The organism is Faecalibacillus intestinalis (assembly GCF_015097455.1).
Classification (GTDB): Bacteria; Bacillota_I; Bacilli_A; order Erysipelotrichales; family Coprobacillaceae; genus Faecalibacillus; species Faecalibacillus intestinalis.
Genome location: NZ_AP024085.1, coordinates 2,376,958 through 2,400,362, shown reverse-complemented (window position 1 = coordinate 2,400,362; position 23,405 = coordinate 2,376,958). Strand labels below are relative to the sequence as shown.

Genomic DNA, 23,405 nt, shown 5'->3' with positions numbered 1-23,405 from the left:
AATTGCGAAAACGATAAAGAAGAGATTAGACATTAAAGAAAAAATAAGGTCTAGTACGAAAAGTCGAAAGTAACTAAGATTTTACAGCAAGTGTAAACGAAAAAAAGTTCAAGCAAGCAAACCTAGAAGGTAAAGCAAGAAAGGGCGTATGGGGAATGCCTAGGCACACTCCGGCGAAGAAGGACGCAGCAAACAGCGAAATGCGACGGTGAGCGGTAAGCACGTGAAGAGCCGTCGATATCCGAATGGGGGAACCCACACGGAGTCATATCCGTGTATCACATGTCGAATACATAGACATGATGAGGCGAGACGCAGGGAACTGAAACATCTAAGTACCTGCAGGAAGAGAAAATAAGAATGATTTTCTGAGTAGCGGCGAGCGAAAGGGAAAGAGCCCAAACCGATCTGAGGATCGGGGTAGTAGGATCATCGATAAATCAAACAGAGGATCATAGAGGAATCACATGGGAAGGTGAGCGAGAGAGGGTGAGAGCCCCGTACTCGAAATGAGAGACTGGAGAGAGATGACACCTGAGTAGGGCGGGACACGAGAAATCCTGTCTGAATCAGCCGGGACCATCCGGCAAGGCTAAATACGAGAGAGTGACCGATAGTGAACCAGTACCGTGAGGGAAAGGTGAAAAGAACCCCGGGAGGGGAGTGAAAGAGAACCTGAAACCATATGCCTACAAGAAGTCAGAGCCCGTTAAAGGGTGATGGCGTGCCTTTTGTAGAATGAACCGGCGAGTTACTGTATGGAGCGAGGTTAAGCAGGATATGCGGAGCCGAAGCGAAAGCGAGTCTTAAGAGGGCGCGAGTTGCATGCAGTAGACCCGAAACCGGGTGATCTAGCCATGACCAGGTTGAAGTTGGGGTAAAACCCGATGGAGGACCGAACCGACCCCCGTTGAAACGTTGGCGGATGAGTTGTGGCTAGGGGTGAAATTCCAATCGAACCCGGAGATAGCTGGTTCTCCCCGAAATAGCTTTAGGGCTAGCGTCGAGAGAAGAGTTGCGTGAAGGTAGAGCACTGAATATGTGATGGCCCCATCTCGGGGTACTGAGCATAATCAAACTGCGAATGTCACGCCAACATGCTCGGCAGTCAGACAGCGGGTGATAAGGTCCGTTGTCAAGAGGGAAACAGCCCAGACCATCAGCTAAGGTCCCAAAATGTATGCTAAGTGGAAAAGGATGTGGAGATGTACAGACAACTAGGAGGTTGGCTCAGAAGCAGCCATCCTTTAAAGAGTGCGTAACAGCTCACTAGTCGAATGACTCTGCGCCGATAATTTACCGGGGCTAAGCATACTACCGAAGCTATGGATCCCAAGGGATGGTAGGGGAGCGTTCCATGAACGGAGAAGTACGACCGAAAGGACGTGTGGAGATCATGGAAGAGAGAATGCCGGTGTGAGTAGCGGAACGTGGGTGAGAATCCCACGCACCGAAAACCCAAGGTTTCCAGAGGAAGGTTCGTCCGCTCTGGGTAAGTCGGGACCTAAGGCGAGGCCGAAAGGCGTAGTCGATGGACAACAGGTAGAGATTCCTGTACCCGTATATATGTGAAGGAATGACGGAGAGAGGAAGCTGCAGCCAGCGGCTGGAAGAGCTGGTGCAAGCGAGATATCGGGATGGCAGGCAAATCCACCATCCGAAACGAGAAGGCGTGAAGCGTACGGAAAGCTACGGCGAGTACGGAAGGCAGTGGAGGAACTTCCAAGAAAAGTTTCTAACGTTAAGTATATATGGCCCGTACCGAAAATGGACACACATGGGTGAGGAGAGAATCCTAAGGTGAGCGAGAGAACTATAGCTAAGGAACTCTGCAAAATGACTCCGTAACTTAGGGAGAAGGAGTGCTCATAGAGATATGAGCCGCAGTGAAACGGCCCAAGCGACTGTTTACCAAAAACACAGCTCTCTGCTAAGCCGCAAGGCGAAGTATAGGGGGTGACGCCTGCCCGGTGCTGGAAGGTTAAGGGGAGGGGTTAACGCAAGTGAAGCCCTGAACTGAAGCCCCAGTAAACGGCGGCCGTAACTATAACGGTCCTAAGGTAGCGAAATTCCTTGTCAGGTAAGTTCTGACCCGCACGAAAGGCGTAACGATTTGGGCGCTGTCTCAGCTGTAGACTCGGTGAAGTCTTAGTACCTGTGAAGATGCAGGTTACCCGCGACTAGACGGAAAGACCCCATGGAGCTTCACTGCAGGTTGATATTGGGATTTGATGCAGCATGTACAGGATAGGTAGGAGGCAAAGAGATGGATACGCCAGTATTCAAGGAGCCGCTGTTGGGATACTACCCCTGTTGTATTGGATTTCTAACCGGACGACGTAGAGCCGTTGACGGGACAGTGTCAGTCGGGCAGTTTGACTGGGGCGGTCGCCTCCCAAAGAGTAACGGAGGCGCCCAAAGATACCCTCAGCTTGGATGGAAACCAAGCGCAGAGTGCAAAGGCAAAAGGGTGTTTGACTGCGAGACCTACAAGTCGAGCAGGGACGAAAGTCGGGCTTAGTGATCCGGCGGTGCTGAATGGAAAGGCCGTCGCTCAACGGATAAAAGCTACCCTGGGGATAACAGGCTGATCTCCCCCAAGAGTTCACATCGACGGGGAGGTTTGGCACCTCGATGTCGGCTCATCGCATCCTGGAGCTGAAGTCGGTTCCAAGGGTTGGGCTGTTCGCCCATTAAAGCGGTACGCGAGCTGGGTTCAGAACGTCGTGAGACAGTTCGGTCCCTATCTGTCGTGGGCGCAGGAAATTTGAGAAGAGCTGTCCTCAGTACGAGAGGACCGGGATGGACGCATCAATGGTGGACCAGTTGTCACGCCAGTGGCATAGCTGGGTAGCTAAATGCGGAAGGGATAAACGCTGAAGGCATCTAAGTGTGAAACCCACTTCAAGATGAGATTTCCCATTGCGCAAGCAAGTAAGACCCCTTAAAGACGATAAGGTAGATAGGTCAGGAGTGTAAGCATGGTGACATGTTAAGCGGACTGATACTAATAGGTCGAGGGCTTGACCGAAAAGGCAAGCGAGCTTGAAAGAAGAAAAACTACTGTCTGGTTTTGAGTGTCCTGAAGACACTTGACAAGAAGAATCTGGTAATGATAGCATGATGGACACACCTGTACCCATTCCGAACACAGAAGTTAAGCATCATCGCGGCGAAGATAGTACATTGTGCGAAAATAGCTCGTTGCCAGTTCCTTCTTTTTTTTTTTATGTTTTTTATTCATCAAAAAAAAGTTCTCCTGTATGAGAACTTTTATAACATATTTTCTAATTCTTTTAAATCATGGATAATATAATCAATTTTTATGGATGTTTTATCATGTTGTGGATTATACCAACATGTATCAATTTGTGCATTTATACCGCCTTGCATATCACTTGTAAGAGAATCACCGATAATAAGTGCTTTATCTTTATCAAAGTGTTCAATATGTCTAAAACAGTAATCAAAAAACTCGATTTTAGGTTTTTGATATCCAATTTCTTCAGAGATAAAAATATCTTTAAAATATTTATTTAAATCTAATAACTTTAAACGATTATATTGCGTACTAGCCACACCATTTGTCACAACGTAAAGATCATATTTTTTAGAAAGATATTCTAATATTTCAATGGCATGTTTAATCAAATAGGCACCATGCCCTAAATTCCATTGATATTCATCTTCAAAGGCTACACCATCTTCTTCGATTCCAAGTTCATTAAATAATTTAACAAAGCGCGTATAAACTACTGTTTTTTTATCAATTAATCCTAATTCAAAATCTTTCCATAATTTTGAATTTATTTCTTCATAAATTTCAAATATTTCTGATGTTAATTCTAAATGATGATCACTAAATGTTTTATGCATAGCATAGTCTTCAGCTTTTTTAAAATCAAGTAAAGTACCATCTATATCAAATAAAAGTGTTTTATATTCTTTCATAAATTCCTCCTAGGTCTTTATTATATAGAAAAGTTTAAAAAAATAAATAAAAAAGTGTATACACCATAAATAATCAGTTAAATATTATTTATAAAATAACTTATTACTTTTTTTGAATTTTTGTTATATATTTAGATAAGATATTTTACTATATTTTTATGAAAGAAAGGAGATGTAAAATGGGCATTTTTTTAGCGATGGACCTTAAATCATTTTATGCTTCTGTCGAATGTATTGAAAAAGGTTATGATCCTTTAGATACAAATCTTGTTGTTGCTGATGCTAGCAGGACAGAAAAAACAATTTGTCTAGCTGTTTCTCCTTCTTTAAAGAAATATGGTATTTCAGGTAGAGCAAGATTATTTGAAGTAATCCAAACCATTAACAGAGAAAATAATAAAAGGTTAAAAGAAAGTCATTATTTTAATGGTGAATCATGCTTAGAAAGTAAACTCCAAAAAAATAAACATTTAAAAATAGCTTATGAAATAGCAACTCCAAGAATGTCCCATTATATGAAGTGGAGCCAAGAAATATATAAAATTTATCTTAAATATGTTTCTCCTGAAGACATTCATGTTTATTCAATTGATGAAATTTTTATGGATATAACACATTATACTCACATTTATCAAAAAACACCTAGAGAGTTAGCTTCCCAAATTTTAAGTGATATTTATGAAACAACAGGCCTTATAGCTACAGCAGGAATTGGTACGAATTTATATTTATGTAAAGTCGCAATGGATATAGTTGCTAAGCATATAAAAAAAGATGATAATGGGCAACGTATTGCCTTACTTAATGAAGAAAGATATCGAAAGTATTTATGGAATCATCGTCCAATCACTGATTTTTGGCGAGTAGGGAAAGGATATGCTAAAAAATTAGAAAAAGAAGGACTTTATACAATGGGAGATATCGCAAAATGTTCACAAGGTACAGAGAATGAATATTATAATGAAAAACTTCTTTATGATTTATTTGGTGTTAATGCTGAGTTACTTATTGACCATGCTTGGGGTTATGAATCATGCACAATGAAAGATATTAAAAATTATAAACCCGAAAGAAATAGTGTTGGAACAGGTCAGGTATTAAGTTGTCCTTATAATTTTGAAAAAACAAAATTGATTGTTAAAGAAATGTTAGATCTGTTAGCACTTGATTTAGTAGAAAAAGGATTAGTAACCAATCAAATTGTTTTAACGATTGGTTATGATAAAGATAATGAATATCATGGAGAAATGATGATCGATCGTTATAATCGAAAGATTCCTAAACATGCACGTGGAACAATCAATTTAGAGCGTTACACTTCATCATCAAAATTGATAATTAAAGAAGTAATAAAGAAATTTGATGAAATAGTAAATAGGAATTTAATGGTTAAAAGAATCAATATTTCAGCATCCAATGTTTTATATGAAGATAAAGTAAAAGATATGATTTATCACCGACAATTGAATTTATTTACAAACCATCAAAATATAAATCAAAAAGATGAAAAAGAAGCTTTAGAAAAAGAAAAAAATTTACAAAAAGCAACTCTTAAAATCAAACAAAAATATGGTAAAAATGCAATTCTTAAAGGAATGAATTTAGAAGAAGGAGCAACAACAAGAGAAAGAAATGAAATTATAGGGGGACATAAAGCGTAATGGCCACAATAAAAAATATTCATGATTATGGTGATATCATAAATCTTCCTTATAAAAAATCTAAAAAGTATAAACATATGTCTCAAAAAGATCGTGCAGCACAGTTTGCTCCTTTTGCTGCACTTACAGGACATAAACAACTTATTCATGAAACACAAAGAATAACTGAAGAAAAAAGAGAAATCGATGAAAATAAACAACAAATTTTAAATCAAAAATTAAACTATTTTATAGAAACAAAAGAAAAAGTAAAGATTACTTATTTTAAAAAAGATGCTAGAAAAGCAGGTGGAAGTTATCAAACAATGATACAAAGTATAAAAAAACTAGATATGAATAATAAAATAATCACTCTTCAAAATAAACAAATTATAAATTTATCAGACATTTACGAAATTGAGGCAATAGATCATAATGATTGAAGCAAAAATTTTTTAGAGATATAATATTTATAAAGAAAGAAGGGGTGAATATGAAGGATATAAGAGCATTAAATCATAATTTACAAAATATGACAAAGAAGGAGTTGAGTAACATTTGCAAGGCACATCATTATTCTTTAAATGATGATGAACTTAAAATTGTACTGCATTTGATGAAAAATAATCCTTCGTCAATCCTTAATGAAGAATATCAAATTATTTTTTTAATTGAACTAAAAAAACAAACATCAGAAAAAACTTCAAAAGAATTTAAAGATATTTTAAATCATGGATTTATTCAAGAGTTAGAATTACTTCATTAATAGCACGAAAGTGCTATTTTTGTTATGACAATTTATGCTATAATGATGAAAATTAGTGAGGAGAAATGTATGAAAAAAATTGAAAATACAGTTATAGGTCTTATTTTCATCATTATTGGAGTTATTATAGGATTAAATACTTTTCATATTACAAATATAGATTTATTCTTTGATGGATGGTGGACATTATTTATTATTATTCCTTGTTTTCTTGGCTTATTTAAAGATCAAGATAAAACAGGAAATATCATAGGTCTTATTGTAGGGATCTATCTTTTACTTTATTGTCAAGGTATAATAAGTTTCCAATTTGCATGGAAATTAGTGGTTCCTGTTATCTTTGTATTCATAGGATTGAAAATGATTTTTAAAGATACTTTTACCAAAAAGAAACCACATCAAAATATTTATGATGGTAAATTATATACAGGTGGAAATTATGATGTCACTTTTAATGGATTAATATTAGATTTATCAAAAGCCTATTTAAATGAAGAAACAACAATTACAATTTCAACTTTATTTGGTGGTGTTGATTTATATTTACCTGATGATGTGAATATTCAAATACAATCATCTAATTTTTTAGGTGGTGTTGATCTTCATAAAAGAGAAAATAAAATTGAAAATACAAAAGTTATTTATCTTAATGCACGTTGTATTTTTGGTGGTATAAATATTAAATAAAAGGAGTAAGTAGAATGGAAAGAAATTATCCAGAAATTGTTATTTCAAATGAAGGTGTTACTTGGCTTGATAAAGGTCAAATGTGGATGTATAAAAATAATTTAGAACAATGTGATCCAAATATCAAAAATGGAGAACTTGTTGATATTGTTACACGCGATGGAAGATATTTAGGAACAGGTTTTATTTCTTTAGAAAGTCATATTACAGTGCGTATTTTATCAAAAAATCAAAATGAAATAATTGATCGTCAATTTTTTCAAAATAGAATACAACAAGCCTATGATTTTAGAAAAACTGTTGAAGGAGATAATTTATCTAATTGTCGTTTAATTTTTGGAGAAGCTGATTTATTACCTGGACTTGTGATAGATCGTTATAATGATATTTTAGTAAGTCAAATCAGTTCTTATGGTTTAGAACAAATTAAAGATATGATTTATGAAATTGTTTTAGATGTCTTAAAAGCAGATGGAGAAGATGTTAAAGGTATTTATGAAAGAAATGATATCCAAATTAGAACTAAAGAAGGTTTAGAACAATATAAAGGCTATTATAAAAATAAAGATTTACCTACACAAACAATTATTAATGAAAATGGTTTATTATTACATGTAGATGTTGAAAATGGACAAAAAACAGGATATTTTTTAGATCAAAAATCAAATCGTTATTTACTTAGAAAAATTGCTCATGGAAAACGTGTCGTTGACTGTTTTAGTCATACAGGTGGTTTTGCCTTAAATGCTGCTATGGGAAATGCTAGTTATGTTGTTTCTGTTGATGTTTCTAAAACAGCATTAGATCAAGGCTTTCAAAATGCTAAACTTAATCATTTAGAAGAAAAAATTGATTTTGTACAAGCAGATGTCTTTGATTATTTAGATGAATTAAAAGAAAATGAATTTGATATAATTGTTTTAGATCCACCCGCATTTACGAAATCAAGAAGAACTGTTCAAAAAGCTTATAATGGTTATAAAAGAATCAATAAACAAGCAATGAAAGTTTTAAAAAATGGAGGATATCTTATTACATGTAGTTGTTCACGTTTTATGGAAACAGCTAATTTTGAAAAAATGTTAAGAGAAGCCGCAAGTGAAGCAGGCGTTGTTTTAAAACAAGTTTCTGTTACTCAACAAAATGCAGATCATCCTATTTTATGGACAATGGAAGAAACATCTTATTTAAAATTCTATATTTTCCAAATTATTTAAGAGTTAGATTTTTTCTGACTCTTTTCTAAATTATTTCCTTGGAAATAATTTATTGCAACAAAATAACAGAAAGAATATAATACATATTGGGTGAAAAAGATGGACAAAAGTACAAATGCGGTTGCTTATGCACCGGGATATTATATTCGAGATATACTTACAATTTTAAATATCTCTTATAACGATTTTGCACAAAAGATGGATATGAATCTAGATGAAGTGACACAACTTATTTTAGGGGAATGTGAACTTAATGAAGAAATTGCTAAAAAATTAGAAGCTTTTTTTCATGTAGAAGCATCACGTTGGCTTACTTTAGAAAAGCAATATCGTATGACAAAGAAATGATTTCATTTCTTTTTTCTTTGCTAAAATATGCTTTATAAGCATAATATTATCTACAATAAAAGTATTGGAATAATAAAAATAAAGAAGATAAAATATCACTATACATTTAAGTTATAGTAGATTACACAATTATTATTGTACATCTTGAATTAAAAGAAATAGAATAGTAAACAGGAGGGATAATATGAAGAAAAAGAAAACATTTGATATGTTAAATGGTTCTATTTGGAACAAGCTCATACTTTTTGCTTTACCATTAGCAGCAAGTAGTATTTTACAACAATTATTTAATGCAGCAGATGTTGCTGTTGTCGGAAGTTTTGCAGGAAGTGGGGCATTAGCTGCCGTTGGAGCAAATGGGCCAATCATTAATTTACTTGTTAACTCATTTGTAGGGTTATCAATAGGTGCTAATGTTGTTATTGCATCATTTATAGGACAAAATGATGAAAAGAGAACATCACTTGCAGCACATACTTCAATTTTAATGTCGGTGATTATTGGAATTGTTTTATTGTTTGTAGGATTCTTTTTCGCAAGACCTATTTTAGAGTTGATGTCAACACCAGATGATATTATTAATCTTGCAGAAGTATATTTAAAAATTTATTTTATTGGGGTTCCTTTTGTCATGCTCTATAACTTTGCTGCAGCTGTTTTAAGAAGTAAAGGAGATACTCAAAGACCACTTATTGCATTATTTATTGGTGGAGTCATTAACGTTATTTTAAATTTATTCTTTGTTGTTGTTTTACATATGTCTGTAGAAGGAGTAGCTATTGGAACTGTTGTTTCTAATATCTTTAGTTCTATGATGTTACTTTATTGGTTAATGCATGAAACAGATGCTTTAAGAATTGATTTAAAACAATTAAAAATCAATGATCGAATCTTAAAAAGAATTGCAAAAATTGGGGTACCTGCTGGTTTACAAGGCATGGTCTTTTCTATTTCGAATGTCTGTATTCAATCATCATTAAATGCTTTAGGTTCAGATGCCATTGCAGCCAGTTCAGCAGCTTTAAACTATGAATATTTTGCTTATTATATATTAAGTTCATTTGCTCAAGCTGCGGTTACATTTATTGGACAAAATTATAGTGCTAAAAAATATGACCGTTGTAAAAAGATTACACTTCAATCTTTCTTATTAGGGGGAGCAACAACAATGGTTGCTTGTATGATATTTGTAATTTTTGATCATTTCTTCATTAGTTTCTTTACATCAGATGTTTCAGTAGCTAGTTTAGCTTATACAAGAATGAAAATTATTTTACCATTCCAATTCCTTAACATGTCAATTGAAGTTTTCTCAAGTGTAATGAGAGGTGTTGGTTATTCTAGTGTTCCAGCAGGTATTTGTGTTGCGGGAATTTGTGGAGTAAGACTTGCTTACTTATATACAATTTATCCATCAATTGCCTCATACGATCATTTATTAATCATTTATCCAATTAGTTGGTTTGTTACTGTATTAGCACTAGCACTTGTTTATTTCATTCATGTACGCCCAAAAGTTTATCATCATCAAGCAGCAAATTAAGGCTGCTTTTCTTATCTCTACGATGCGTTTGTTTACATTTTGTATGAATATACATAAAATGCAAGTGAGGTGAAAGTTATGAATCAAGAAAAAATAGGGAATTTTATTGCTCAAAGAAGAAAAGATAAAAAGCTTACACAAGCTAAGCTTGCAAGCTATTTAGGAATTAGTGATCGTACAATTTCTAAATGGGAAAGAGGGAAGGGTCTACCAGATCCTATGTATATGTTAGAACTCTGTCGAATATTGGATATTTCGGTCAATGAGCTGTTAACGGGAGAATTTATCGAAGAAAGAAATTACCAACAAAAAGCAGAAGATAATTTATTGATGATGGCAGATCAAGAAGTAAAACAAACAAAGAAAATGTTCTTTTATGAAAATGTTATTGGTATTGGTTCAACGAGTATCTTTTTGATTTTAATTTTTATATCTGTTTATTTTGTTGAAAACAGTGTATTAAAAGTCATCTTGTTTATCTTAAGCTTTATCTTTTTGATTATTGGTGTATCAATTGCTTTAAAAATAGAAACAGAAGAAGGCTATTATGAATGTCAAAAATGTCATCATAAATATATTCCAAGCTATCAACAAGTTTATTTTGCAATGCATTATGGAAGAACAAGATATATGAAATGTCCACATTGTCAAAAAAGAAGTTGGCAAAAAAAGATTTATTCAAAATAAAAATTCGTTATAATAAAGATATAAAAAGAAAAGGAATTTGAAAGATGAATAAACATGTAGAAAAAGCAAAAGAATTAAGAAATGCTACACCCATGGTTCATAATTGTGCACAAACAATTATGGAAGTTTATGCCGATGATTTAGGAATCAATAAAGAACTTGCTAATCATTTGGGATGTAACTTTGGTGGTGGTATGAAATGTGGGAGCGTCTGTGGTGCTATTACCAGTGGTTTAATGATTTTAGGAGCAAAAGGAATTGATTCACCAGCAAAAGTGAACCAATTTATCAAAACAATTTCTAATAATCATCATGGACTTATTAATTGTGCAGATTTACTTAAAGAAAATGCAAAGAATGGTGGACAAAAGAAACCTCATTGTGATGGGATGATTCAAGAAGTCATTGAACTGATTGATCAAATGGAGAAAGAAAATGATTGAAGAAATTGAACAAGGCATGATTTTATATACTCAAGGAAATAAAATCAAACATGATGTTGCTCATTTTTTAAAAGTGCATCAATATGCACGTCTTATTGGAAAATTAGAGCATTTAGAAAAAAGAGAACAAGAAATACTCGAAGTAGCTGCTATTGTTCATGATATAGCTTGTCCAATGTGTCGTGAAAAATATGGAAATTCTGCAGGATATTTACAAGAACAAGAAGGACCAGCTTTAGTAAAAGATTTCTTAAAAAATTATTCTTTAGATAAAGCTTTTATTGAACGTGTGGCTTATTTAGTAGGACATCATCATACGTATAAAGATGTAGATGGTTTAGATTATCAAATTTTATTAGAAGCTGACTTTTTAGTAAATGGTGATGAATCGAATTTAACTAAAGAAGCTATCGAAAAAATGAAAAAGAATGTTTTTAAAACAAAAACAGGAATAGAACTATTAAATCATATTTTTGAATTATAAAATATGTTATAATGAAAGTCCTTGGCAGGGGCGTGAAAAAGCAATGTGAAAACATTGTTTTTTCTTTTTAAGAAATAATTTTGTTTTTTATAAAGGCTTTGTTATAATAGTCGCAAAGGTAGGTAGAAAAATGTATAAATTAATAGCATTAGATTTAGATGGAACATTAACAGATAAAAATAAAAATATTTTAGAAGAAACAAAACAAGAACTTATTAAATTAGCACAAAAAGGTGTTATTATTGTTTTAGCTTCTGGAAGACCAACAGCTGGTATCTTTAAAGAAGCAAAAGAATTAACTTTAGATCAAGTAGGAGGATATTTATTATCTTTCAATGGAGCAAGAGTATTAGATTATAAAACAAATGAAGTTGTCTATGAACAAACATTATCAAGTGAAATAGCACATGAAATGTATGATCGAGCAAAAGCCTTTGGTTTATCTCCGCTTACATACAATGCAACTGAAATCATTACAGAAGATATAGGAAATCATTGGATTCAATTAGAAAGCTTTACAACAAAAATGAATATAAAACATGTACAAGATTTTAAAAAAGAAGTAAACTTTGATGTCAATAAAGTATTAATTACTGGAGAACCAGCATATGTTGCTCAAATTCTAGATGAATTCAAAGCTCCATATGAAGGAAAGATGTCTATTTATAGAAGTGATCCTTATTTTATTGAATGTATGGCTAATGGTATTGATAAAGCAGCTTCTTTAGATGTTTTATGTAAGAAATTAGGAATTAAACAAGAAGAAACAGTTGCTTTTGGTGATGGTTATAATGATTTATCATTAATTGAATATTGTGGATATGGTGTTGCTATGGAAAATGCTGTAGATGAAGTAAAAGAAAGAGCAAACTACATTACTTTATCTAACAATGATAATGGAATTGCTTATTGTTTAAAACAATTAGAAGAAAAAGGACTTATTTAAACTCTTAAGAAATTAAGAGTTTTTTAAAATGATAAAAAAACAAATCGCTTTTCATAGCACAGAAATAGAAGAAATGTATACCCTTTATCAACAAGCATTTCCAAAAAATGAACAAATGGATTTAACTCGATTATTTGATGAATTACATTTAGGCGCTATTTATGGTTATTATCAAGAAAATCAACTTGTAGGTTTTGCTATTTTATGTATTCAAAGTCAAATAGCGCATATTTTATATCTTGCTGTAAAAAAAGAATATCGTGATCAAGGTATAGGAAGCTATATTCTTAATGATCTAGCAAAACAATATGATTCTAAAAAGATTATTGTAGATATTGAAAAAATTAAAGATACTTCTAATAAAGAACAAAGAATAAAAAGAAAACAATTTTATTTAAAAAATGATTTTAAAGAAACAGATGTCTTTTATACTTGGCAAGGAGAAGATTATGTTATTTTAAGTAAAAATGGAATTGTTCAAAAAAAAGAATTTTGGAATTTTTGGGATTCCTTAAAGAAGGAGAAAAAATGAAGTTAGTTGCACCTAAACTATCCTATATAGAAAAAACAAGTTTTGAAGAATGTTTAAAAAAAATGAAATTTCAAGATGTTCATATTGATCAAAATATTCAACAAAGAACAATAATTCAAGATTTAACTTTTGATGGTTGTCTCTTTGAAAATATTGATTTTACTAAAGTTTCATTAAAGCATCTTGATTTAATAGATGTTACTTTTGATAAATGTGATCTATCAAATCAAAATTTTGATCATCAATATTTAAATCGTGTACAATTTAAAAACTGTAAATTAACAGGAACTTCTTTTATTGAAACAAATTTAAAAGATGTTTTATTTGATCATTGTCAGGGACGTTATAGTAATTTATCATCAAGTCAATTGTTAAATGTTATGTTTGATCATTGTGATTTACAAGAAGCATCATTTTATGATGCAAACTTTAAAAAAATACAATTTAATGAAACAAATTTAATACAAAGTGAACTTGCTTCATTACATCATAAAGGATTAGATTTATCTACATGTCAAATACAAGGGGCAATGTTTGATCTAGCAAGTTTAAAAGGATTGATTATTAATGATTTTCAAGCTGTAGATTTAATAGGGATCCTTGGTGTTAAAGTAAAATAAAAATGTTGTCATTTGGCAACATTTTTATGCTATATAAGCAAGTAATAATTTTAAAGTATTTTCTACAGCTTGAAGATGTGTTCTTTCCATACCATGACTAGCTGCTACACCTGGGCCAATTAAAGCGCCTTTAATATTTTGACCACCACGTAAAGCGGCTGAAACATCACTGCTGTAATAAGGATAAATATCAATAGCGTATTGTAACTGATGTGTACTTGCAAGTTCAATGAGTTTAGAAGTTAAATCATAATCATAAGGTCCACTACCATCTTTAGCACAAATACTGACATCATATTCACTACAAGCTAAATCTTCACCAATACACCCCATATCTACAGCAATCAATTCATCAATATTAGGATGAATATAACTACTTCCGTGTCCTACTTCTTCATAAGTAGAAATAATAATAATGAGATTATGTTTGGGTTTAATATGATTATTAGCTAAATGCTTAAGCATTCCAAATAAAATAGCGACAGATATTTTATCATCTAAAAAACGTGATTTAATAAAACCAGATTCTGTAATTTCAGTTTTAGGATCATAAGCAATATAATCACCATTTTGAATACCTAAAGCTTGTACATCTTCTTTATTTTTAACTACTTCATCAATTCTTACATGCATATTTTCACAACCTCTTGGTGCACTTTTAGCATCTTTATAAACATGAACAGCAGGATAATTAGAAAGAATTGTTCCTGTATAACATTGACCATCTCTTGTATGAATACGACAATATTCACCATCCAATGTAGGAATAATTGGACCACCAACATTTGTAAAAGCTAATGTACCATCACTTTTAATACTTCTTACCATTAATCCTAAAGTATCAACATGTCCACAAAAACCAATCGTATAATCATCTTGACCTTCAACATAAATTTCAAGATTTCCTTTATGCGTTTTCTTTGTTTGAAAACCTAACTTTTCAGCTTCTTTTTGACAATAGTGAATTACTTTCTTACTATAGCCAGAAGGGCTATCTATTGCCATAATATCCTTTAAAAAATCTAATATATATTTATTCATATCAATTCCTCCATAGGTATTATAACATATTAAATTGTATCTATTTTTATACATTTTAATTGACAAGTATGTTGGACTTTGTTATTCTTGAAAAGACAAAATAGAAGAATTGGTAGAGGTGCATGAATCAAGAGTAATTGTTGATAATGTTTGGTGACAGTCAACAATGAAAGGGAAACGTGCCGAAGAAAATAACAGCACCAAATGTTATTTATCTGGGAAATTATAAAATATATAATTTCTTGTCACTTTTTAGTGGAGAGCTATCTTGTATGTAAAGTACTTTGATATTCTCAAGGTACTTTTTTTATGGAGGAAAAGAATGAATTATGTAAAGACAATATGGGCTTTATTACCGCCTGTAATCGCAATTATTTTTGCTTTAAAAACAAAAGAAGTTTATATTTCATTACTCATTGGAGTTGTTTCAGGGACTTTATTACTGACAAATTTTCATCTTGTTGAAAGTTTAAATTTATTGTTTGATACAGTTGTTAATTGTTTAAGTAAACCTTCTAATATTGGAATTTTAATATTTTTAGTAATGTTAGGAATTATTGTAACTTTAATGACTAAAAGTGGAGGAAGTCAAGCTTATGGAAAATGGGCTAAAAAGAAGATGAAATCTTCTAAACAATCTTTGTTTTCTACTTTTATTTTAGGCGTTGTTATCTTTGTTGATGATTACTTTAACTGTTTAACAGTTGGAAGTGTTATGCGTGAAATTACAGATGAATTTAAAGTTTCAAGAGCAATGCTTGCCTATATTATTGATAGTACGGCAGCACCTGTTTGTATTATTGCACCTATTTCATCATGGGCTGCAGCTGTAAGTGGTTATACCTCAGGGGATGGTTTTCAATTGTTTTTAAATACAATTCCTTTTAATCTTTATGCTCTTTTAACAATTGTCATGGTTTGTTATGTTATTGGCAGTGAGTTTCATTTTGGAAAGATGAAAAAACATGAATTAGCTGCTCAAAATGGCGATGTTTGTTTTGGGGATGATTCTTATCAGACAAATGAAGAAATTTCTTATAATCAAAAGGGGAAAGTTCTAGATTTGATTTTACCCGTTATTGTTTTAATTATGAGTTGTATTATTGGAATGATTTATACTGGAGGATTCTTTGATGGAAAAGATTTAATTACTGCTTTTAGTCAATGTGATGCTTCAAGAGGGCTTGTTTATGGTACATTTGTTACTTTGATCTTTGTCTTTATTTTATATATTCCAAGAAAAATTATTTCTTATAATGAATTTGTAGAATGTATTCCTGAAGGTTTTAAAGCAATGGTTCCGTCTATTTTGATTTTGGTTCTTGCATGGTCTTTAGGAGATTTAGTTTCTAATCAGTTACAAGCAGGAGCATTTGTTTATAATACGTTACAATCTGCTTCTATTTCAACAGCTATTTTACCAGCATGTTTATTTATTGTTGGGGCAGGTCTTTCTTTTTCAACAGGGACATCTTGGGGAACTTTTGGTATTTTGATTCCGATGGCAACTTCTTTATTTCCAGAAGGATCAACAATGTTGGTGATTTCCATTGCTTCCATTCTTGCAGGTGCCGTTTGTGGTGATCATATTTCACCTATTTCAGATACGACAATTATGGCTTCTACAGGGGCAAAGTGTAATCATCTTTATCATGTAACCACTCAAATTCCATATGCCTTAGTTGTCGCAAGTGCTTGTTTTATAGGATATCTTGTTGCTGGATTTACACAAAATGTATTATTAACACTATTTGTTGCTTTTGTTTCATTATGCATCATTATTTTTGTAATTCGTCTTTATCAAAAAAAGAGTTCATAAAAACATTTGAACATCAAAATATATTGTGGTATAGTGTTGCGGGTGATAAAAATGAAAAAGAGTAAGATATCTTTAATAATGAAAATCATTGCAGTAGTCGCATCTCTTTATGGAATGTTACAATCATTAGATCATTGGATGTTTTTTACGTATTTTACGAATTTATCCAATATCTTTATAGATATTATGTTAGTGATTTTCATTATTTATGATCTAAAAAAAGCAAAATATATACCACAAGGGATGTACCTTATTAAATTTATGGCAACGATTTCCATTACATTAACGTTCTTTGTTTATATGTTGTTACTTGCACCAACGAATAGTCAAGGATTTATTGGTGCCTATTTAAATAATGGAGCAGGAAGTTTATGTGTACATTTTATTACACCAGTTCTTGCTATTATTGATTTTCTATTATTTAGTGAACACTATAGACCAGATGAAAAACATGTTTATTATTCAGTAGTACCACCACTTGTTTATGTAGGTTATGTGATTGTTTTAGGACATGTTTTTCATATAAGATGGTATGGTGATATGTTGGCTCCTTATAATTTTTTAAATTATGGTGCACCAACAGGATGGTTTGGATTTGATTTATCTTTATTAGGTTCAAAAACATTAGGTATTGGAACTTTCTATATGATTGTTGTTTTATTAATTATTTTTATTGGTTTAGGTACTTTATTTTTAAAATTAAAGAGAACAAAGAAAGATTTATATTAATCTTTGTTAGAATAATTAAAAGATTGTAATAATTTGGGATTACCCCTTTTATTACAATTTTTTTGTTATGATACACAGGCAAAAATGATATTATTTTAGTTTTTTGAAAAAAACAAAAGAAAAAATTGAATTGTGATAAGATAGTAAGGATTTATAGAGGGGGAAATTTATGGATATCATGGTTGTCTTTCAAACAATGTTAAAATTGTTTTTATTACTTATTTTAGGATTTGTTTTATTTAAATGTCATATTTTTGATGAATATACAAATAAAAAAATATCAGCTTTAATTGTCAATGTTGCTTCACCAATGTTGATTATTAGTTCTATTGCGGGGGTTGAAGGAAGTAATAAAAGTATTGTCTTTTTAATGATAAGTGCAGGTATTTTAATGTATATCGGTTTTATTATTTTAGGGAAAATCATTAATCGAATCTTTCCATTTCCTAAAAAAGATTGGCCTGTTTATGAATGTATGGTCGTTTTTGCGAATACAGGATTTATGGGATATCCTGTTTTATTAGATGTTTTTGGACAAGAAGCTGTTTTCTATGCATCACTTATTCATATGGCTTTTAACTTTTTTGTGTATACATACGCTATTATGTGTCTAACAAAAGGAGACGATAGTGAATTTATTTTAAATTTTATATCTGATTTTTGATTATCCGCATAAACACTATACTTTCAAGCATTTTGAAATATAGGAAAGCACTCATTTTACCACGAATTTACCACGATTGAATGAGCCTTGATATGACGTAAGAATTTGAAAAGGACACCGTATAGTTTGGTGTCCTTTTACATGAAAATCATTAGTCGCTATTGATTGTTATTATACATTTTGTTAATTGTTCTTATTTCTTTTACGTTTTTTACCGAATAAAACAGCTAATACACCGGTTGAACCAGCAAACATAGAAGTAAACAATCCTACGTTTGTCATATCACCTGTTTTTACAGGGTTCTTTTGTCCGCTAGGCTTTGTTGGAGTAGTTGGCTTGCTCGGTTTCTGTGGCTGTTGTGGACTTACAGGTTTATTTGTTGCTTTTTCTTTTACGGTAACTGTAATTGTTTTTTCAGTAATTGCACCATTTTTATCTACTACACGGAAAGTTACATGATAAGTGCCAGCCTTAGAAGTATCTACATCATTTGCAATAATGTTATCTTTTGTTAAAATAATCGTTCCGTCCTCTTTATCTGTTGCTGTCGCATTTACCAATGGGTCGAACGTATCGCCTACATTCAATGTAACATCATTTGCTGAAATGATTGGAGCAGAGTTAAGGTCGCCTGTATTTTGTTTCACAGTTACAGTAATCGTTTTTTTAGCAGAAGCTCCGTTTTTATCTGTTACTTTATAAGTCACATGGTAAGTACCAGCCTTAGAAGTATCTACATCATTTGCAACAATATTATCTTTTGTCAAAGTGATAGTTCCGTCCTCTTTATCTGTTGCTGTTACATTTGCCAATGGGTCGAAAGTATCGCCTACATTCAATGTAACATCATTTGCAGAAATAGTTGGTGCTGTATTGTCTTCTCCTTGTGAGTTTAACGATAATTCCACTTTTAAAACGACGTTTCCGTCTTTATAAGTACCGCAATCATACTCATAAGTAACTGGTTTTTTTACATCATCTACCGTTATAATCCCCGTATCTTTGTCTAAAGTTCCATTTGCAGTAACTTTTACTTTTGAAATATCTATTCCTTGTTCAACATCTTTTTTTAAGTCGATTTTATTTCCTTTGATATCAATATAACCGTTGCCTACAAAAGCATGATTATTTTCAAGAACTTTATTCTCTCCGACATTTAACCAGTATAAATCATCGCAAATTAATTTTTTAATTTTTGTGTTTTTACTTATATCAAGACCTCTTATCCCTTGTTCAAAAATTTCACCGCAACGTAGCATTTCAAGTTCTAAATTATTGCTTAAATCTAATTTTTTAATAGTTGTATCATGACAAAAAAGGCGTGTCAGTTTTGTGTTTTTTGTTACATCTAATTCAGCTATATTTGTCATATAACATGATAGTTGTTTCAAATTAGGGTTCTTACTTATATCAAGTGTTTTTACTTTTGTATCTCCTATATCTAAAGTGACTAATTGCGGATTATGTGTGACATCAAGTTCCATTAATCCTGTATTGCTACAAGATAGTTGTTCTAAGTTAGGATTGTTTGTTACATCTAAATTGGAAATAGAGGTACTATCTGCAAATAACGTATTCAATTTTTCATTCTTAGATACATCAAGACTGTTAATTGATGTATTATCGCAAACGAAAGCTTCCAAATTCGGATAACGTGTTAAATCAACGCTTCCTACTTTTGAAGAACGACAATCTAATCTTTTTAAAGATGAGTTTTTAACCGGACTTAAGTCTGAAACAGAAGTCGTAGAAACATCTAAAGACTGCAAATTTGTTAGATATTGAATACCCTCTAATGAAGATATCGTTTTCATACCATGTAAGTTTAAGAATTGGGCTTTTGATATTTCATCAACAGATAACACACTATCGCCGTCTTTATCAAATTCTGCAATGATTTGTTCTCTAAATACTTTGTCTGGAAAATGTGTTTCATCAATAGCAATGCTTCCAGCTTTTACTTCTGTATTTTTGCTTGCTTCAACGGTCTTATCTTCGGTAACCACTTCTTTTTCTGGTGTTGCAGGTGTTTCCTGTTTTGCACTTTCTTCTTTTAAAGTTTCTGCATTTTCAGCAGTTTCTTCCTGTTCCTTGTCTGTTATATTCTCTTGTACTTCTGCGTTTTCTGTTTTCTGTTCCACAGGAACTTGCTCTGTCTTGTTTTCTTCTACAACGGCTTCCTGCACAACTTCTGTGTTTTCCTGTGCCATGACAGGAGTAGGAAGCCCTGTAAGTGCAGTTGTTGTTCCAATCATCAATGCGGAACTTACTGCAAGGACTTGTTTTTTCTTCATAGTTTGTTCACTCCTTATTTTTCATAAATTCTTTGCATAGAAAAACGCACAAACTCCCCCTTATAACTGGATAATCTGTGCGTTCTGTTTATTATTGATAGAATTGAAAAAAGGGCAGAATTTACTTGTCTGTCTGTCTGTCTGTCGCAAGCGTAACAATGTGTGAACATGACTGTCAACCCTTTCTTTCAAAAAAATTCAATCCTTGCTTCTATACAAAAAACATTATACTGGAAACAAACACCTCTTTCAATCTTTTTATGCGTGCAAGATAAAAAAATTGAGACATCACACTTTTCCTTTTTTCCTCTTGAGTACCCACAACAGAAAAGAAAAAGCCCTGTCAAGAGCTTGCCACCATTGGTGGTGCTTTGCACTCTTGATCGGGCTTTTTGTTTGCTGTATCTTCTCGCAAGAGGAAAAAGATTACTCGTCCTCATCATCAAAATGGTTATTCCTTAATACTTCCCGTAACAGTTCCATATCCTCTTTTGAGTTCGGATTTATCATTTTCACGACTTGATAAGGTGTCCTATATTTATGTCCCTCTATGCTTTCCCCAAACATATCCATACTGTATAAATCATCATAGCGGTCTAGTAATTTTTGAAACTTCAAATGCTGGATAAATTCTTTGATTGGGTAAAGGTCGGACGCTTCAATGCTTTTCCCGTTGATATAGTCTGTAATGTATTCCCGTAACTTTTCCAACTCATATTCCAGCCATTCTTCCTCGCTGTCAAAGAAGTTATCATAGTGTCCGTGTTTCAGTTCTGCATTTAGACGTTCTTCTGTTCTTAAAAACTGACAGACTTCTTTTTCAGACTGATTGACATACTTCCATTCTCCCGATAATAATTCATTCGGCGTTACGTCCAGCACTTCCATTATCTTTTCCAGCGTTTCATAAGCAGGATAGTTCAACCCTCTTTCAATCTTGGAAAGGCTCTGCATATTGATACCGATTTTGTCCGCAAGTTCCTGTTGTTTCATTCCCCTAAATTTTCTTATGGTCTGTATATTATTTCCTAAATGGCTTATTTTCATTGCACAACCCTCCATATCTCGTTATATCTTCACTGTTATAAGTCTATCATGCTTAATATGATTTGTAAAGACAAAAAAAGATATTGACAAATAAGCATATAAGAATTACTATGCTATTGTGAGTGAATAAGCACAATAGAATGAAATACAAAAACATTCAAAAAGAAATACCCATCTGATTAAACCCGTAGATATGAATATTGGTTGAAATGGAACTTGTTAGAAAAGGCAAAACAGGACTTGCTGACAAAGTATTTCTGACACGGTGGCGGAAGCCTCTCAGGCTTACCGCCATGACACCTTGTGTCAAGGGGAAGAAATGCTTTGTCGGCTGGCGAGCCTGCGAGCCTTGACTGTGCCCCCGTTATCTAACAGGGGGGCACTATTTCACAAAAGACAAGTCAAAAACCATACAACCCCAAACCTGTGAGTAGTAATGAGAAGTTTTAAGAAGATAGTAATTTCACATTCTTTTGAATAGTGGTTTACAGGTATTTCAAGGCTGTTGTGGGATTGGAGGAATACAATGAACAATTTAGAATTTGCACTTGAAATGAAGAACAAACGTCTTGCAAGCGGTCTTTCACAAGGAGAACTTGCAAGTCTTACCCATGTATCAAGATATAGTATCAACCGCTTTGAGAACGGAAAAGCCAACGCAAGTAAAGAAACACAGAACATTATCCTGCGTTGTCTGAATTACTATGTCTGTGATAAGCCTTTTTATCTGCTCGTTGATTATCTGTCTGTCCGTTTTCCAACGACTGACGCATTAGAAGTTATCCGAAAGGTGCTTGGCATGAAAGCGGACTATTTTATCCATTATGACTATGGGTATTATGGCTATAAGGAGCATTATGCCTACGGGGAAATCAAGGTCATGGCTTCTGATGATGAACACATGGGTGTATTTTTAGAATTAAAAGGGGCAGGCTCACGCAACATGGAATATGTCTTACAGGCACAGAACAGGGATTGGTATTCATTTTTAAACCGCTGTCTTGACTGTGGCGGTGTTATCCGACGTTTTGACTTGGCAATCAATGATATGTGCGGTCTGCTGGATATTCCCGTTTTGTCTGAAAAATACAAAAATGGCGGTGCGGATTGTCGCTGTAAAAACTATGAAAATGTACAAGGTGGAAAACTAAGCGGAAAAAACCGTAATTTAGCAAGTACCCTTTATATCGGCTCAAAGGCAAGCACAAAATATTTCTGCCTGTATGAAAAACAAAAGGAACAGGCAACCAAAAAGAAACATACGGATATTATCAACCGTTTTGAAATTCGTCTGCGTGATAAAAAGGCAGTACAGGCAGTTGAGGAATTGTTATTGACATATAACCCTCATGGGTTGGTGTTTTACCTTATTACTGATTTTGTGCAATTTCCCGATTATCCGCTGTGGGAGATATTCATTTCCCATGACAGTTTACCTTTTGAAATGAACCCCGTACCTGTCAATATGGAACGCACTCTGCAATGGCTGGAAAGACAGGTCATGCCGTCAATCGTGATGATAGAGGAAATCGACAGGCTGACAGGCTCAAACTACATGAAAATGATTGATGAATGTACCCACCTTTCCGAAAAACAGGAAATGCTTGTAGAACAGATGTGTACGGATATAGCAGATGTAATCGAAAGTGAGGGGGTGTTTTATGAGTAATGCACAGGATATTCCCGTATGGGAAAAATATACCCTTACCATTGAAGAAGCGTCAAAGTATTTCCGTATCGGAGAAAACAAGTTAAGACGCTTGGCAGAGGAAAACAAGGGCGCTGGCTGGCTCATTATGAATGGCAACCGCATACAGATTAAACGCCGACAGTTTGAACAGGTTATTGACAAATTGGACGCAATCTAATGCAAATGAGCCTTGTATGTGTTATGATGAACACAAGTCATATCAAGGCTCTTTCCAACAAGGAAAGGAGCAGACACC

22 protein-coding genes, 2 rRNA genes and 1 riboswitch are annotated in these 23,405 nt (G+C 33.0%); of the genes, 20 read left to right on the top strand and 4 right to left on the bottom strand.

Features of this window, described 5'->3' with window-relative positions:
• Positions 1–128 precede the first annotated feature (128 nt).
• A 23S ribosomal RNA gene (locus Fi14EGH31_RS12760) occupies positions 129–3,031 on the top strand.
• A 74-nt stretch (positions 3,032–3,105) separates the two neighbouring features.
• Positions 3,106–3,213, top strand: a 5S ribosomal RNA gene (gene rrf, locus Fi14EGH31_RS12755).
• 60 nt (positions 3,214–3,273) lie between these two features.
• On the opposite strand, the gene Fi14EGH31_RS12750 is transcribed toward rrf, so the two are convergent.
• Positions 3,274–3,951 carry a YjjG family noncanonical pyrimidine nucleotidase gene (locus Fi14EGH31_RS12750; protein ID WP_117346350.1) on the bottom strand — a complete coding sequence of 226 codons (678 nt, stop codon included), beginning with the start codon at positions 3,949–3,951 and terminating at the stop codon, positions 3,274–3,276.
• Between the two features lie 179 nt (positions 3,952–4,130).
• Here Fi14EGH31_RS12750 and Fi14EGH31_RS12745 point away from each other — a divergent pair, with 179 nt between their 5' ends.
• The 13 genes from Fi14EGH31_RS12745 to Fi14EGH31_RS12685 all read left to right on the top strand — a co-directional run bounded on the left by Fi14EGH31_RS12745 (position 4,131) and on the right by Fi14EGH31_RS12685 (position 13,864).
• Positions 4,131–5,612: a Y-family DNA polymerase gene (locus Fi14EGH31_RS12745; protein ID WP_234697792.1), complete on the top strand. Its 1,482-nt coding sequence runs from the start codon at positions 4,131–4,133 to the stop codon at positions 5,610–5,612.
• Complete coding sequence (locus Fi14EGH31_RS12740) at positions 5,612–6,034, top strand: YolD-like family protein (protein ID WP_117827212.1); 423 nt, start codon at positions 5,612–5,614, stop codon at positions 6,032–6,034. The genes Fi14EGH31_RS12745 and Fi14EGH31_RS12740 overlap by 1 nt, the downstream gene beginning before the upstream one ends.
• A 50-nt stretch (positions 6,035–6,084) precedes the next feature.
• A complete protein-coding gene (locus Fi14EGH31_RS12735; protein WP_117481117.1) occupies positions 6,085–6,357 on the top strand; it encodes a DUF2624 family protein in 273 nt (90 codons plus the stop codon).
• 69 nt (positions 6,358–6,426) lie between these two features.
• Positions 6,427–7,044 carry a LiaF transmembrane domain-containing protein gene (locus Fi14EGH31_RS12730; protein ID WP_200764897.1) on the top strand — a complete coding sequence of 206 codons (618 nt, stop codon included), beginning with the start codon at positions 6,427–6,429 and terminating at the stop codon, positions 7,042–7,044.
• 14 nt (positions 7,045–7,058) lie between these two features.
• Complete coding sequence (locus Fi14EGH31_RS12725) at positions 7,059–8,261, top strand: class I SAM-dependent rRNA methyltransferase (protein ID WP_117481113.1); 1,203 nt, start codon at positions 7,059–7,061, stop codon at positions 8,259–8,261.
• A 99-nt stretch (positions 8,262–8,360) separates the two neighbouring features.
• Positions 8,361–8,609 (top strand): helix-turn-helix transcriptional regulator, encoded by a 249-nt coding sequence (locus Fi14EGH31_RS12720; protein ID WP_200764896.1) that lies wholly within the window; start codon positions 8,361–8,363, stop codon positions 8,607–8,609.
• Between the two features lie 184 nt (positions 8,610–8,793).
• Entirely contained in the window at positions 8,794–10,152 is a 1,359-nt protein-coding gene (locus Fi14EGH31_RS12715) for an MATE family efflux transporter (RefSeq protein WP_118348094.1), read from the top strand.
• 78 nt (positions 10,153–10,230) lie between these two features.
• The gene (locus Fi14EGH31_RS12710) at positions 10,231–10,839 is read left to right on the top strand and encodes a helix-turn-helix domain-containing protein (protein ID WP_117346356.1); all 609 of its coding nucleotides are present in this window, start codon (positions 10,231–10,233) and stop codon (positions 10,837–10,839) included.
• 44 nt (positions 10,840–10,883) lie between these two features.
• Positions 10,884–11,282 (top strand): C-GCAxxG-C-C family protein, encoded by a 399-nt coding sequence (locus Fi14EGH31_RS12705; protein ID WP_022002326.1) that lies wholly within the window; start codon positions 10,884–10,886, stop codon positions 11,280–11,282.
• Positions 11,275–11,766, top strand: coding sequence for an HD domain-containing protein (locus tag Fi14EGH31_RS12700; protein ID WP_022002325.1), 492 nt, complete (start codon positions 11,275–11,277; stop codon positions 11,764–11,766). The genes Fi14EGH31_RS12705 and Fi14EGH31_RS12700 overlap by 8 nt, the downstream gene beginning before the upstream one ends.
• A gap of 130 nt (positions 11,767–11,896) precedes the next feature.
• On the top strand, positions 11,897–12,712 hold the full coding sequence (locus Fi14EGH31_RS12695; RefSeq protein WP_200764895.1) for a Cof-type HAD-IIB family hydrolase: 816 nt from the start codon (positions 11,897–11,899) through the stop codon (positions 12,710–12,712).
• A 28-nt stretch (positions 12,713–12,740) separates the two neighbouring features.
• Positions 12,741–13,244, top strand: coding sequence for a GNAT family N-acetyltransferase (locus Fi14EGH31_RS12690; protein WP_107030246.1), 504 nt, complete (start codon positions 12,741–12,743; stop codon positions 13,242–13,244).
• Entirely contained in the window at positions 13,241–13,864 is a 624-nt protein-coding gene (locus Fi14EGH31_RS12685; RefSeq protein WP_022002322.1) for a pentapeptide repeat-containing protein, read from the top strand. Before Fi14EGH31_RS12690 ends, Fi14EGH31_RS12685 begins: the two co-directional genes overlap by 4 nt.
• Positions 13,865–13,888: 24 nt before the next feature.
• Here Fi14EGH31_RS12685 and Fi14EGH31_RS12680 read toward each other — a convergent pair whose 3' ends face one another.
• Positions 13,889–14,905 (bottom strand): M42 family metallopeptidase, encoded by a 1,017-nt coding sequence (locus tag Fi14EGH31_RS12680; protein WP_118348092.1) that lies wholly within the window; start codon positions 14,903–14,905, stop codon positions 13,889–13,891.
• Positions 14,906–15,010: 105 nt separating this feature from the next.
• A riboswitch (Lysine riboswitch) is annotated at positions 15,011–15,179 on the top strand.
• 48 nt (positions 15,180–15,227) lie between these two features.
• Here Fi14EGH31_RS12680 and Fi14EGH31_RS12675 point away from each other — a divergent pair.
• From Fi14EGH31_RS12675 to Fi14EGH31_RS12665, 3 genes are all read left to right on the top strand, one after another.
• Positions 15,228–16,724, top strand: a complete 1,497-nt coding sequence (locus tag Fi14EGH31_RS12675; RefSeq protein ID WP_117829046.1) for a Na+/H+ antiporter NhaC family protein — start codon at positions 15,228–15,230, stop codon at positions 16,722–16,724.
• A gap of 51 nt (positions 16,725–16,775) precedes the next feature.
• Entirely contained in the window at positions 16,776–17,453 is a 678-nt protein-coding gene (locus tag Fi14EGH31_RS12670) for a Pr6Pr family membrane protein (RefSeq protein ID WP_117346361.1), read from the top strand.
• 169 nt (positions 17,454–17,622) lie between these two features.
• Positions 17,623–18,117: an AEC family transporter gene (locus tag Fi14EGH31_RS12665; protein WP_200764894.1), complete on the top strand. Its 495-nt coding sequence runs from the start codon at positions 17,623–17,625 to the stop codon at positions 18,115–18,117.
• A gap of 183 nt (positions 18,118–18,300) precedes the next feature.
• On the opposite strand, the gene Fi14EGH31_RS12660 is transcribed toward Fi14EGH31_RS12665, so the two are convergent.
• Both Fi14EGH31_RS12660 and Fi14EGH31_RS12655 read right to left on the bottom strand, forming a co-directional pair.
• Positions 18,301–20,412 carry an immunoglobulin-like domain-containing protein gene (locus tag Fi14EGH31_RS12660; RefSeq protein ID WP_009242237.1) on the bottom strand — a complete coding sequence of 704 codons (2,112 nt, stop codon included), beginning with the start codon at positions 20,410–20,412 and terminating at the stop codon, positions 18,301–18,303.
• Between the two features lie 426 nt (positions 20,413–20,838).
• Complete coding sequence (locus tag Fi14EGH31_RS12655) at positions 20,839–21,474, bottom strand: helix-turn-helix domain-containing protein (RefSeq protein ID WP_004610984.1); 636 nt, start codon at positions 21,472–21,474, stop codon at positions 20,839–20,841.
• A gap of 511 nt (positions 21,475–21,985) precedes the next feature.
• Here Fi14EGH31_RS12655 and Fi14EGH31_RS12650 point away from each other — a divergent pair.
• Both Fi14EGH31_RS12650 and Fi14EGH31_RS12645 read left to right on the top strand, forming a co-directional pair.
• On the top strand, positions 21,986–23,128 hold the full coding sequence (locus tag Fi14EGH31_RS12650; RefSeq protein ID WP_004610987.1) for an XRE family transcriptional regulator: 1,143 nt from the start codon (positions 21,986–21,988) through the stop codon (positions 23,126–23,128).
• Positions 23,121–23,327, top strand: a complete 207-nt coding sequence (locus Fi14EGH31_RS12645; RefSeq protein WP_005336079.1) for an excisionase — start codon at positions 23,121–23,123, stop codon at positions 23,325–23,327. Before Fi14EGH31_RS12650 ends, Fi14EGH31_RS12645 begins: the two co-directional genes overlap by 8 nt.
• The last annotated feature ends 78 nt before the right edge of the window (positions 23,328–23,405 follow it).